Consider the following 13,562-nt stretch of genomic DNA (forward strand, 5'->3'; position numbering starts at 1 on the left):
GATGAATCTTAAAGAGGATATGGGTTTAGTAACTAAAATTTTTGAAAATATCGTTGCTCATCAAGAATTGAATCATCCTGAGTTGAAATCTAAATTGGGAGTAGATGGGAAAGCATTTACAGCAATTTTAGGAGGTGGTTCATTAATGGCAGGCGCTGTAGCTGCATTCCCAACGGAAATTTTTTCATATAATCGACTCTTCCAAAAAAAACATAAGCCTAAAATCTTTGTTGAAAATGTGTTAGAGATTTTTAAATCACTGCATGATGTGGGTATCGATCAAACGAAGAACTGATGTGTGCTGAGAAAACAGGAGGTTTTAACTTGGTAAACTATAGACACTCATCAGGAGTTTACCATGAGCAAGAAACAGAAGACTTACACCGCAGAATTTAAAGTTGAAGCAATAAAATTGATTGAAGCCAATCAAGGCAATGTATCGGAAACAGCCAGACAACTTGGCATTTCAATGCAAACTCTTTCAAATTGGAATAATAAAGCAAAGACTGGCACCTTAGCAGGCACTAAACAATATTCACCTGATCTAAATGCCTTACTCGAAGAAAATAAAAAGCTCAAACAACAGCTCAAAACAGCTGAAATGGAACGTGAATTTCTAAAAAAGGCAGCAGCGTACTTTGCGAAAGAAAGTCAGTAAGGTACGCCTATATGAAACAGCAAAGACATTTATTCCCGATTAGCTTTATGGCTAGATTACTTCACGTTTCAGTGTCACGATTTTATGATTGGCTAAAACGAGGCATGAATAAAAGATTGGTTCAGCGAAATCAACAGACAATTTTGGTCAAAATAGCTCATGAGGAAACTAAACAAAGCTATGGCTATATTCGATTAACTAAGCATTTACAAGCGCAAGGTATCAAAATCAGTACGTATGCTGTACGTCAAATAAAAAAGCTCAACCAGCTGTATTGTAAGCGTCATAAGCGTTTCAAAAGAACTACGAAGAGTGATCATAATCGAGCGATCTACGCAAATTTACTAGAGCAACAGTTTTCAATGACTAAGCCCAATCTTGCATGGTCAAGCGATATTACATACATTTGGACTGCTGAAGGTTGGTTATACTTGGCAGCAGTAAAAGACCTGTACACGAAACAAGTGGTTGGCTATAGCTTAAATGAGCGTATGACCGCACAACTTGTTTGCAATGCACTGACTATGGCGATTCGTAATCAAAAACCAACGAAAGGCTTAATTATTCATTCGGACAGAGGCAGCCAATATTGCAGCCATGAATATCGAAAGATACTGGAAAAATGTGATTTTCAAGGTTCAATGAGCAAACGTGGGGACTGTTACGATAATGCACCGATTGAAAGTTTCTGGGGCATACTCAAGAATGAATTAGTGCATCATTGCAACTATAAAACCAGAGATGAAGCTAAAGCAGATATTACAAAATACATTGTGTTATTTTATAATCAGCGAAGAATTCAAAAGAGTTTGGATTTTAAAACGCCAAATCAAATAGCAGAGAACTTTTATCGGTTAGCTGCCTAGCATATCCCAAGTGAAAGTCTCCTGCTAATTCAGCACATATCAGCAGTTAATCGAGCATGTAATAGCATTGCATTATAACGCTCTAACACATTGCGTTTAAGCAATGTTATAAATTGCAAATTTGTACGATCTGAAAACTCTTTTGGGCACAACTGCTCCAAAAATAAGTCTACATCATAGTGTGAAGTGAATAGTTTGTTTGATGAACCATCTAAGTGTTTAGAGTCTGTCTCCGAGAGTTGGCTCTTGGTATCCATGTGACTAAATAAATCACGAACAATTTCTATAGTTGTTGGAAAGGTATTCTTTGGCATTGTAAAGCTCTGCGTATATCTGTCTTAAAGTTTAAATAGGCTTTTCGGTCACTAGGTGTACCTGGTATCGTAATCTTCTGTATTTGGTTTACAAGCAAAAAATCATGTTTTTTACCAGGTCTAAAAGATGCGACACCATCCTTAATAAGTTGCCGAATAAATTTGTTCAGCTCTTTGTCATTACTGTACTTTTTCATCGGTAATCCTGGATTAAGGGGATTGCTCCCCTTAATGATTATTTGGCATTACCACGACCACCACCTGATGGGCGACCTGTTGTACTTGGCCAATTGCCACCAGGGCCAGGATGGGATGATGGTGGGCGGTTGTATTGAATGTGCATGAGGTATTATCCTTCGTGTGCATAGCGAAATTGCTATGAATCGAAGAATATAGAAATGCAAGATTTTCTTCTTCTGAGAGAATGGAGTTTAATTTTTAAAAAGAGACGAAGCTATTGTGCTCCTTAAAAAAACCACTTTTAGGTGGTTTTTTAATTTCTAGGTCTTTTGTTTAGACTAGGTATTATTTACCCTTCAGGTTTTGTGTGACCACTCTCTAAAGAAGTAATGAATCTCTCAATCATTCTACGTTCTACTTCAGGTAATTTTTGTAGAGTATTCATAATGGGATCTACACCGGAAGCACTCATTTTTTCACTGCGTCCAAGTATGTAATCTGCTGATACATTGAGCTCGACAATGAGTTTATAAAAATTTTCAAGAGATGGCTTACGCGAGCCCGACTCAAAATGTGCAATTGAAGTTACGGGTATTCCAGTTTTTTCAGCTAATTCTTGCTGTGTTAGTTTTCGTGTCTTTCTAACTTCTTTCAATCGAATTTTAAAATTATTCGACTCTAATTCAAATGCCATAAATACCGCCAAATAGACAATAAAAACTTGACGTTATAGTCATGTTTTTATATAAATATACACATAGTTTAGAGGCTAACTTGTTAAATCAGAAGCGACTAAATCATTACTTGATAAAAAATTAGATATAGAAGGTCAAACAGTCATGATGAACTATTCTTCGAGTCGTACTTCGACATCGATGCATCCAAGTATTCGTCATCTGAATATTCGAAATATTGCTAAAATAGTCGCCTCGAAAATTATTTGTAATACACAATTACAGCTGCAATATAATCCTGATTTTTGTAGGCAACTAGGCGTATCTAGCGATCTCAATACGCATATTGCCGTTGCATACTTTATCGATGATCGCTACTTTGAACATTACGGTTTTCAGTCAAAAGAATTAATTAACTTTTCAGATATTTATGCTCAACTGCTAGATGACTTTTATGAGTTTTCAGGCTATCAACCAGATCAACTATGATCTGGTTGCAACGGCGTACACACGATCAATAAAACGAGCATGCAATAGCGGAACACAGCTAATGCTTTAGCATTTTTTTGAGATACTAGTTCTAGCTTAAAGGAATTATTTAAACTGCTGTTGATACCGTCAGATTGAAGATTAAATGACAGTCGTTCCATCAGCTTTTCCTCACAGATTTCAGAAGATATTGCAATCTGCCAACAGCTTGCTGGAAATAAACCATAAATCCCTTTTAAAAAACGATTTGCTAGTCTTACATCATTCGATTTAAAGATTAATCCAGCGTGTGAAATATTCGCTTTCGTCTCAAAAATATGTATCGCATCTAAGATATTTGCATCATCACGTCTCAATTCATTGAGCTGTTTAAAAAAATATTCCAATAAACTTTTGTCCTCTGCAGTTTCAAGGTGCGGAAGTATGCGCTCTGATTTATCTGCATCCATGATGAAACGTGGACGATTCTTACGATTTTTGAGCTGTTTGAGCCTGATTATATTCCGTTGCCATAGCATGAGTTGTTCTATCGGAAAATCGTATTGTTGCGCAAGCAGTTGCGGTGTATATGATTGATCTAATTTTTTGAGAATTTTTGCGATTAGAGGGAATGGATAAGCTGACTTACTCGTTCCATAAATAAAATCGTTGTCCTCTGCTTGAACTAAATCAGCTTGAATCTTAGCTGTGTTGATGTATTCATAAGGCGTTGTTATAGATTTTATTTTTATTGTTCGTGCTATTTGTTCATCGTAATAACTCAGCGCTATTTGATGTTTTTGTGGTGGTTTTAAGCGAGGACAAATCTTATGAATAACAGCTCGATCAATAAGTGGGTCAAATTTTCTTAACTGGTAACCGGCCATCAGGTAAGCTAGATGCAAATAGCTCCTAAAGGTTTCAGTTGGGTCTATGTGGCCCAATAAATGGGCAAGTAGATACCAAGAGTTTTGAGGTGTGTTAGAGCGTAAGAGCTGACTACGAATCAAGTTGTAATGCTCATGTGAATAGTCAGTGAAGGTTGTTACAAATTTGTAGTCCATGGTCAAAATCATGGCTAAATTGTTCGTCGCACTATGTCGCAGCGAGTGAAAGCTATAGCAATGATTTGGCAAAATAGCATCAAGTAACTTTTGAAAAGGCGTGGTGACCAAGTAGGGTTTGATACGTCCCGCACTATTCCAAAGAGTAAATAGGTAGTCATTGGATGAATAAGCGCTACGACGTGCCTTGCAGTATTGCTGAAATTTAAGATGTTCTTCTTCGCTTAGTAAAATTTGAACGTTGAGATTACGCTCAGCACTATCCGTTTTAAGAAAATGCTGTTGATGCTTCGCACGATATGGACGTATCCAAATTGAACTCGCTTTGACACCTTCCACATCCTTGATTCGCATACCGAGGATTTCATTAATGCGCATGCCCGTACGAAAAGCTATCGTATATACGATACTCAGCATTTCTAAATCATGTGCGGTGTAGCTGGAATGTTTATATTGACTAAGCTGACTGAGTAGATATTGAAAAGTTTTTCCTGAGATAATTTCAGCTTTGGGTGAATGAACACGTAGTCCCGCACCGCTCAAAGGGAACGATTCAGCATTAAATAGCATCTGTTGGAATTGATGGAATCGTTTTAGGAGATCGAATTTTTGTGATCTAGATTTGCCTACCCCAGTTAACATACGGCTATAAATCGTTTCTAAATGATTATTGAGATTAGGTTCTTCTATAAAATCATTACTGTGTAGCAACCATATTTCAGCAAGTTTTGTGTAGTAGCTATATATTGAGCTATGACGAATTTTTTGCTGTTGAGCGACATAGCGTAAATACTTATTATGATCGAGCTGATAAAGCCTACAGATCGATTCGATATCATCTACGGCAGGATGAAACAAGCTATATAACCAAAGTCCGAGCCGCTTCGCATTTTCTGGAAGATGGTCCTGCTGGTTCAGTAAGAAGTTTCGTAGCTCCACTGTGATCTGATCACTATTTCTAAAAAATTTTAAAATTTGTTTATGCAATCCAATCAATGAATCTAGAGAATGATCTTTGCATGATTGTTCTTCTTTTTCTGCTGAATTTATTATTTTAGGCAGAGGTTCTTCAGCTTTTTGTGAATCGAAAATAGCTAAATGAGGCGTGAGATAACGTTTAAACGCACTTAGACTTAAGCCACAAGTCTCAATCTCTTCTGATAAGCAAAGACTTAGCGCAGGACTTAAATCAACCATTTCTAGTTGCATCCATGACTGACTAGCCATCTCTAAGAATTGTTTGAATTGCTTTGGGCTTAACGGAAGTGCTAGTGCTTTAAAAATACAATTGATATACGTGTAACAATCAGATTGGATATCAATTTTTTGTGTTTTAAGTCTCGCAATCCATAGCAGTGTTAACCGGTCGGGCACAAAATTTCTAGATTTTCTTAAGGGACATTTAGGGTCATATAAATCACCATACTGAGGTGAGAGTGGTTCTAGAAAGATCAGGGGGATCTGTATTTTTGGAATCTGATCAATCGAACTTTGCTGTTTTAAGTGTTCGAGCAGAGCTTCAAGGCTAGAAAGGCTTGATATCCCACCATACAGAATTGCGCAGATCAGTATATTTCCAATGCTTTCATCGGCAGTAAAGTCATCCGTCGTATACCAGTATCTTAAAAGTTTTTCTTTGATCAGTGAGATGGATTTAGATTGTTCTAGCCAAGTCTCATTGAAAAGCAATGGCGTGCGTTGAATAGAGACGAGATGTTGAGTAGGTAGTGGTAAGTCTGCATCATTTGTGTGATTGTATTGAATAATACGTTTACGGAATTGCTGATAAAACGTCTTTTTTAGAGCAAAACTATATTGATGTTGATCCAAGTGTTGGCTAACTTGCTCAAAGAGCGTGACTATACTTCCTGACCGCTGTGCTTGCTGTAATTGCTCGAACGACAGAAACTCATCGATGATCGCTTGAATTTGTATACGCTCTTTAATTCGCTTTTGGTCTCTGTTGTTAGCACGGCGTTCATGTGCATACTTTGTTTGTTTAGGCATGTTCGTACATTCCATCAATATTGTAAAAGTTCTGCATTTCATTGAGATGAGTTGCGATGGTTCTATATTGTTGAAGAGACAGGCTTGAGAATTTTTGCCCCATTTCTTGTTGATTTTGTTCATGTCCAAACGTGGCTAAAATTAAATTTTCATCTGCTTTTTCGGTGAGATATGCACGAGCTGTATGCCTAAGCCAATTTGCGTGGTTGAGCTGCATCACATGAGTAAATGAGCTTATAAGATGGGGGCTAAGCTCTTGCCATTCGCCATGTTGATAAACACTCAACAGAGGCTTTTTACTGCTTAAAATCTCTTGAATGTGTGATTGATGCTCTGGATGCAGTTGTTGGAATTCTCTTAAATAGCCAATAAATTGACGGACTTCTTGAACTGCAAAATCACATAACGGGATTAAGCGACCATCATTTATTCTTGAGTGAATTTCTTTATCCGAGACCCAAAGCCATTGCTGTTTTAAATCGAAGTTTCGTAAGAACCCAGGGAATCCATTCACAGGTCGAGCCGCTGTAAAAAGCAATAAAATATGCCAAAGCCAAATGTTGTAGTGATTGAACATCTCCAGCATTTGGCTACTGTGTCGGGCTTGAATGATCTGATGTTGTAAGTAGGCAAATATAGCCGTTACTGTTGCAGGCTTGGGAGCTTTACAACTACCAAATCTAAGCTCGGGATCGGAAGTAAGATGAATTTTTTTTGCTAAATCACGAGACAACTGTTCTACCGTGCTTTGGTAATTCTGTTGCAGGCGGTATACCGGATACGAGCAATATGAAATAGACACCGATCGATTGGCATCTATGCCAGTCAGAATGTCAGCGAGTTGCTCGTTATTGGTATGTCTATAAATACAATGATGTAGTAACACACTTATTTTTTTGGTTGATAACGATGGAATAAAGAGTTCTTCACGGCATTTCTTTAATGCTTGATTGACTTGCTCTTGGCTCACAATTGGAGACTGTTTTAGACCGTCTACTAATTCTTTAATGAGTGGTAAATCGAAATAGGTCACTTGATTGAGTAATTGATTTTTATATTCAAAGTCAGCATTCTCAAATAGCGTGAACTTGGAACGTATAAAATATTGATCGTTTTCTAAAATGATCTTCTGTCGTTTATTCAGTGCATAGCGCTGTTTGGACTGTAGATATAACCATTGCTCAATAGGAACACCACTCAGGAAACTGAGTAAGATAAAAAGATACGCTTTATTTTTTTCTGGATGAGCCAAATACACTTGATGGCAATGCTCTACCAATAAACTTAAGCTATTGAAGTCTGGATAATGCTTACTACAGCTAAAATTATGTTGCTGTCTAATGATGTGTTGTTGTGTCAGTTTACTTACTTGATGTTGCAAATAACTCGATTGGCTTGCTAACGGCGATACCTGCGCTGTATTGAGTGAGTATTGCTGATTTGGCTGTTCATCCTGTAGTTCCTCATAAAATAGAGTTGGATGCTGTTTCTGGGGCATGTCGTATGGACAGTATAAAATTGCACTGTGCTCATCAAGATAATGTGGATCATCGATGTGCTTAGGTGGTGCTGAGTAATTTTTCTTGGGTTTAAGTGCTAAGACATACTCATAGAATCGTCGTATATCAAGCAGCAATAGATATTGAAAACGATTGAGCTTAGAGTCGTTTTCTAATTCTCGTAAATTCTTTACGAATTGCGCTAATGGAATTTCATGGCTAGGTAGTTGGTTCCATAACCATAAATATTCCTGTTGATACTTGCTCAGCTGTTGTCCTTGTCGTGATACGGCATAAGCTTCGTTCGCTAATCGAAATCTATCAAGAACTTTAATAATCGTGTTTTGATGGTCTTTTTCGCCCTTATTAGGGATAGATTTAAGAATACAGGCTGCATGTAAATTATTCACAGCCCATCGTTGTATGACAGCATATTCATGCTGATCTACTGAATAGAGATAGGCACAGATTGGATGTTTAGAAACACTTGAGGGTCGAGGCAGTTTTGTTGGGAGTTCAAACCGAGAGTCTGCATCGAAGCTGATGGTGGTATTGAATAAGGATTTTAGCTCAGGGATTAAGACAGCATGTATTAAGTGCTGTGCGATAGTATTTTGATAGCCCTGATCAAACCATTCATGATCTAGCATTCGTTCAATGATGTTTTCAATTTTCATGGGTTAAATTCCAAAATTGTGATGCACATGGTTGTGCGCTCGTGAGTGCTTTACATTTATTTTTGAGTGCTTGAATTCGTAGATCGTGAGCGCCGTTGATTTGTTTTTGGCGATAAAGCAGTTGATTACGGCTACAGTCGATCAGCTTAGCGAGCAGGTCTAGAGAAAGACTGCATCTCGGCTTGTCATAAAGCTTTTGATTCACATCGTAAATTGCTTGTTTCGATAGCGACTGATTTAAGTTTTGAAGTAGCCTATCGGGGTTAAGAACCTGTGGATTGATCTTAAGCTCAGTCATTAGCTTAAAGAGTGAGTTGCTGAGTTGATATTGAACCTGAACGAGGTCTATATCAGCTTCTTGAATGGGACGGGCTTTAACTCGAATGTTTTGTTGTTGTGCCATATAAACAAGCAGAAAGTTATCTGTTGCGAATAACTCAGCTTGAGTAAGCTTAGTAGTAGACACTAGGTTTAGGTCATGCTGAAAGTGTGTTGGCAGTTGTGATGCATTTAAAATCTGGGCATAGCATTGGTAAATTTTGAACAGAGGCGGGTAAGGGCGGATTATGCCCCCCTCGCAATAAAACGCTCTTTGACTGGCTAGTGGAGTATTTACTTTTTTTGTAGGCTTCATTTATTCGCCCTCCTGATGTTTTTAATTTAAATCAAGAAGGACAAAAAATTTTAATTCTTATAAAAAGGTCAAGAAATTGGTTATAAATGTGGATGGTTTTTGATGAATTTGAAAAATTCAAAGTGGGTGAAAAATAGGGCGTATTTGGAATTTTTATTTTAAGTTATTGATTTTATTTGATGCGTATGTGACTGGTTTCATCGTGTTTTGTATTTTTTACTGCCGAATTTGTGCTGTTTAAATAGTGCGAGTTCATGCTCGTATTTTTGATTGAGAATAGAAAGATGTTGAACTTTAGAATCTAATTGCTGATTGGTGACTTCAAGATGTTGAACTCTGGCATCTAATTGCTGGTTTGATTGTGCTAGAGACTGATGCTGCAGCGCCAACTGCCTGGTGAATTCCAGCAGTTGTTCATGGGTCAGTTGGCTTAAGTCAGGCAGCGTATTCATGACCGCAGTATGCCTGAGGTCATGAGAAGAATGAAATAGAACGTTTGGAGAATAGCAGAATGGAACAGCCTGGTTTAAAGCATCGTCACCACCTGCTGTCGTCCAATGCGCTGCCAGGGCAAACCTTGGATCAGTGCCTGTAACTGTTCCGGGCTGAGGGCCACGGTTTCACCTTGGTGAACTTGAGCCCAGTGAAATTTGCCCTGTTCCAGCCGCCGGGCACACAGCTAGATGCCCAGTCCATCATGTACCAACACTTTCATACGATGACCACGTTTATTACAGAACAGGTAGGCGCAATGCGGTTTGATGTAGCCAAAGGCTCTCACCACCTGAGCCATGGTCGTATCCATTCCTGCTCGCATATCCATGGGCTGGGTAGAGAGCCAAATTTCATTGATACGGATCATGTTGCCAGTGCCTTGAGTAATTCTGCCAAGGCAGGTATTTCTGATGTCTGCCATTTTAGCTGAATATCATTATTCGTATGAGGCACGGTGATACACAACGTGATCCTCTCATCAATAGGTTGGCTGATTGCAGCAGTGTAAGGCAAAGCAATAAATGCTGGATTCACATGAGTAGGATCCTGCACGGCACCCTCATGATGGCTGAAGATCCTGATCCAACGACTGACAAGGTTGGCATTAATACTATGTTGCAGTGCGACCGAAGCGATCGAGGTATTAGGATTTTTGCAGGCATTGACAATACTGAGTTTGAATTCTTTGCTGTATGTTCTGCGTTTTTTAGCAACAGGAGGTGTTGCTGAATACATATCCATGTTCATGGATTAAGTCCCCACTTGTTTTTAGGTGGGAACTAAATTAAGGCTTATAGGAACGCTTGGTAAGGCTGTGTTAGCCGGATGCTTACTTATCAGAAGCATATCGAGCTTGATAAACGTCATTGATGCTATTTCTTTTAAGTTCACGATAGATCGTACTAGGATGTCTTTTAATGAGTTCAGCAAATTTTCTGGCTGAAAAGCCTTCTTTTCTTGACTCAAGCATTAATGCAGTACGATCTTCAAAGTTAAGATGATGGTATGACAATTTTATATACTCCATAAACCCTTTAAATTAATTAGGTGGTTTATGTCGCACTTCAAGTTTTACTCTGCCCCTTTATCAGCGCATAGTATTTCTGATTCAGTCAAATCCAGTTTTGATACGAGGTCTGGAGCAATTTTAATATCATGAGTAGTCCCATCAGAAATAATAAACTCTATTGGATTCCCATTTGAATCAATGGCTAGATGTATTTTAGAACTATTGCCACCAATACTTTTAGAAATATCTTGATTCTTCAAACCTGCTGAATGTTGATGTGCTCTGACATGGCTACCATCAATAAAAACCCATTCTTTATCAGCATGCTGGCTAAATAATTTAAATATATTCAAGAATTTATTACTTTTAGACCAACGATTATATTTCTTAAAAATAGAGTTAGGTTTACCGAATTCTTGAGGTAAATCTCTCCAAGGGCAGCCTGTACGGATACGAAATAGAATAGCTTCGATAAAGTTTCTCAAATTTAATTTGAGATAAATATTAAAGTGACGGAAAATAGCGGATAACTTAGACCAATGTAGATCATTCAGCATTGTACGAGGCATAGCGAGAGTAAAATTTGATTTGGCGATTTGATTTTACTATCTCGCTATTTTTTTAGGCAACAATTGTCAACAGACCCTAATATTCCTAAAAAATCAAATACCAAGTCTAGTAATGATCATATGGATTGGTATATTTATAAAATCAGACACTTAGTTGAGAATTCATTCTGTAGATTAAAACAATTTAGAGGAATTGCGACACGGTATGACAAGCTAAAGCGTAATTACCAAAGTGCTGTTGCTTTAGCTTGTATATTTATATGGTTACCATTATAGTCTAAATTATAAACGGGAAATCTCAACAGACCCTACAAATGTGTAATAATAACAAATAGTATGAATTTTATCATATTTGCGATTGAAGCCTATGTTATTAATTTGTTGCTAAGAGTTATTAGTGTGAAAAATATTTTAACCTTACTTAGTGTTTCGCTAGGGGTATCGGCTTGTTCATCGATGGTGTGTTCAAAGCCGCCAGAATTACGTTTTCAGGAAATGAAGTCTGGTTATTCACAGTTGCTTAATGTTACAAGAGATGGAATTCTATGTGCGGAAGACACTGAAGGAAATCAAAACTGCTCAATTGAATTTTATATTGATAGTATTAAAGCTGGAAATTTTTATATAAATAATTCTGCTCAATATTCATTGAAGCCCGAAACGTATAATTTCAAAGTAAAAAACTGTACTAAATCATCATGTCAAAGTTGTGATATTGACTTAAGCGTAGGGAAGTTAGCGAGTACTGAATTAGTATTATCTGTCAATGCTGATGGTAAACCTTTTATTTCCAATAACGGACAGCTATTAAGTTGTGAAGTAAAACATCAGGCCACTGCTGAGGAACATACAATTCGAGTGGATTTAGCCGCAGACATTTTATTTAAATTTGACGGTTCTTCTTTAAATGATTTGCTACCAAAAGGTCGTCAAGAGGTATTGAATGTTGCTTCGCAAATTCACAATAACTTTGTTTCTGTCAGTCGTATTAATTTAGTTGGTCACACAGATCGTTTGGGAAGTGATCGCTATAACGATCAATTGGGCCAAAACCGTGCAGATACAGTGCGTAACCTATTGGTCCAAAATAGTTTGGCAGAAATTGTGGTTTCGACTGCAAGTGCGGGCAAGCGTGAGCCAGTGACTAATGGTTGTTTTGAAGTAAGGCAGCGTGAAGCGTTACATGCATGTTTGCAACCAGATCGCCGAGTTGCGGTTGAAATTACAGGTTTATCTGAGTAATTAGCTTTCAAATTTAAGAAATATTTAATTTATATATTGGATGTGTGATGAATAATTTTATAGTAATTGAAAAAGACTCTCTCAATAAAGTAAGCATTAATGCTGAACGTATTGTTTTGTCCGAATCAAGTATTGTTCATACAAAAATGAATCGTGATGATGTATCAGAATTCATTCGTGATGGGAATAATTTAATTTTAAAGCTCACGAATGGAGAAGTTATTGTTATTGAAAACTTCTTTGTTGTGGATGCTGAAGGGGTGACATCAGATTTAGTCTTTGAAGAAGATGGTTGTGTTCTTTATTGGTTTGATGGTCTTTCTGGTTTTAAAGAAATTTCAGGATTAGAAGCATTATTGCCAGCAGTTGAAGGCAGTAAGCTTGTTGGATTGTTACCTTGGTTGGTGGGTGCGGGTGTTGTTGGTGGTGCTGCTGCGATTATTGACCATAATGATGATAAAAATATTCAGAAAGATACTATTAATGATGCACCAACGATCACGATTACACAGACGAATAACTTCACCGAAGACGCTGCAGAGAACGCGGTAGGCTCGGTGGTAGCGACGTTCAGCACCAACGACGAAGACGGTGATACGGTAACGGTGACGTTGAGTGACACCATCAACTACGCACTGGACGGCAACACCGTGGTCTTGACTGCGGCCGGCTTGGCCCTAGTCAACAAGGGTGAGGATCTGCCTGCATTCACGCTCACTCCGAATGACGGCGAGGTGAACGGCACGGCTGCCAACGTCGATCCGTTGGTGACTGCGGTGAATGATGCACCAACGATCACGATTACACAGACGAATAACTTCACCGAAGACGCTGCAGAGAACGCGGTAGGCTCGGTGGTGGCGACGTTCACCACGTCCGACGAAGAAAACGACACCGTGACGGTGAAACTGAGTGACACCACCAACTACAAGCTGGATGGCAACACGGTGGTGTTGACGCAAGCGGGTCTGGCCTTGGTCAACCGCGGTGAGAAACTGCCAGCATTTACGTTGACGCCGAATGACGGCACCGTTGATGGTAATGTCGCGACAGTCGATCCGTTGGTGACTGCGGTGAATGATGCACCAACGATCACGATTACACAGACGAATAACTTCACCGAAGACGCTGCAGAGAACGCGGTAGGCTCGGTGGTGGCGACGTTCACCACGTCCGACGAAGAAAACGACACCGTGACGGTGAAGG

Annotated in this window: 10 protein-coding genes and 5 pseudogenes; 6 read left to right on the top strand and 9 right to left on the bottom strand. The window is 38.6% G+C overall.

Annotated features, from left to right (window positions below):
- Position 1 precedes the first annotated feature (1 nt).
- Both FTU82_RS02140 and FTU82_RS02145 read left to right on the top strand, forming a co-directional pair.
- Entirely contained in the window at positions 2 to 295 is a 294-nt protein-coding gene (locus tag FTU82_RS02140) for a hypothetical protein (protein WP_180100989.1), read from the top strand.
- A 63-nt stretch (positions 296 to 358) separates the two neighbouring features.
- Positions 359 to 1,524 (top strand): IS3-like element ISAba21 family transposase gene (locus FTU82_RS02145; RefSeq protein ID WP_114837614.1). Its coding sequence is split into 2 segments (ribosomal slippage): positions 359 to 617 and positions 617 to 1,524, totalling 1,167 coding nucleotides; the frame shifts between segments, so codons are not numbered across the junction.
- An 843-nt stretch (positions 1,525 to 2,367) separates the two neighbouring features.
- On the opposite strand, the gene FTU82_RS02150 is transcribed toward FTU82_RS02145, so the two are convergent.
- The gene (locus FTU82_RS02150) at positions 2,368 to 2,712 is read right to left on the bottom strand and encodes a helix-turn-helix domain-containing protein (RefSeq protein WP_005090874.1); all 345 of its coding nucleotides are present in this window, start codon (positions 2,710 to 2,712) and stop codon (positions 2,368 to 2,370) included.
- Between the two features lie 145 nt (positions 2,713 to 2,857).
- Here FTU82_RS02150 and FTU82_RS02155 point away from each other — a divergent pair, with 145 nt between their 5' ends.
- Positions 2,858 to 3,181, top strand: coding sequence for a hypothetical protein (locus FTU82_RS02155; RefSeq protein ID WP_005090872.1), 324 nt, complete (start codon positions 2,858 to 2,860; stop codon positions 3,179 to 3,181).
- Here the strand turns inward: FTU82_RS02155 and FTU82_RS02160 are convergent.
- The 8 genes and pseudogenes from FTU82_RS02160 to FTU82_RS02200 all read right to left on the bottom strand — a co-directional run.
- Positions 3,172 to 6,231, bottom strand: a complete 3,060-nt coding sequence (locus FTU82_RS02160; protein WP_005090869.1) for a tyrosine-type recombinase/integrase — start codon at positions 6,229 to 6,231, stop codon at positions 3,172 to 3,174. The two genes, FTU82_RS02155 and FTU82_RS02160, sit on opposite strands and share 10 nt — an antisense overlap.
- Positions 6,224 to 8,407: a hypothetical protein gene (locus FTU82_RS02165; protein WP_005090867.1), complete on the bottom strand. Its 2,184-nt coding sequence runs from the start codon at positions 8,405 to 8,407 to the stop codon at positions 6,224 to 6,226. The genes FTU82_RS02160 and FTU82_RS02165 overlap by 8 nt, the downstream gene beginning before the upstream one ends.
- Positions 8,397 to 9,041, bottom strand: a complete 645-nt coding sequence (locus FTU82_RS02170) for a hypothetical protein (RefSeq protein WP_005090865.1) — start codon at positions 9,039 to 9,041, stop codon at positions 8,397 to 8,399. The genes FTU82_RS02165 and FTU82_RS02170 overlap by 11 nt, the downstream gene beginning before the upstream one ends.
- 215 nt (positions 9,042 to 9,256) lie before the next feature.
- Positions 9,257 to 9,493: pseudogene (locus FTU82_RS02175) on the bottom strand (IS66 family transposase); the annotation flags it as partial.
- A 74-nt stretch (positions 9,494 to 9,567) separates the two neighbouring features.
- A pseudogene (tnpB, locus tag FTU82_RS16110) lies at positions 9,568 to 9,957 on the bottom strand (IS66 family insertion sequence element accessory protein TnpB).
- Positions 9,900 to 10,283, bottom strand: a complete 384-nt coding sequence (locus tag FTU82_RS02190; protein ID WP_180100990.1) for a transposase — start codon at positions 10,281 to 10,283, stop codon at positions 9,900 to 9,902. The pseudogene tnpB and the gene FTU82_RS02190 overlap by 58 nt, the downstream one beginning before the upstream one ends.
- Positions 10,284 to 10,371: 88 nt before the next feature.
- Positions 10,372 to 10,506: pseudogene (locus tag FTU82_RS02195) on the bottom strand (helix-turn-helix domain-containing protein); the annotation flags it as partial.
- Positions 10,507 to 10,616: 110 nt separating this feature from the next.
- Positions 10,617 to 11,114, bottom strand: a pseudogene (locus FTU82_RS02200) (IS5 family transposase); the annotation flags it as partial.
- 69 nt (positions 11,115 to 11,183) lie between these two features.
- On the opposite strand from FTU82_RS02200, the pseudogene FTU82_RS02205 reads away from it, so the two are divergent.
- The 3 genes and pseudogenes from FTU82_RS02205 to FTU82_RS02215 form a co-directional block, all read left to right on the top strand.
- Positions 11,184 to 11,390 (top strand): annotated as a pseudogene (locus FTU82_RS02205) (transposase); the annotation flags it as partial.
- A gap of 60 nt (positions 11,391 to 11,450) precedes the next feature.
- Positions 11,451 to 12,356 (top strand): OmpA family protein, encoded by a 906-nt coding sequence (locus FTU82_RS02210; protein ID WP_163120766.1) that lies wholly within the window; start codon positions 11,451 to 11,453, stop codon positions 12,354 to 12,356.
- A gap of 47 nt (positions 12,357 to 12,403) precedes the next feature.
- The coding region (locus FTU82_RS02215) for a BapA prefix-like domain-containing protein (protein WP_180100991.1) at positions 12,404 to 13,562 on the top strand (1,159 nt) is incomplete at its 3' end.

Origin of the sequence: Acinetobacter sp. YH12151 (assembly GCF_013418355.1) — a bacterium.
GTDB classification, from domain to species: Bacteria; Pseudomonadota; Gammaproteobacteria; order Pseudomonadales; family Moraxellaceae; genus Acinetobacter; species Acinetobacter pseudolwoffii.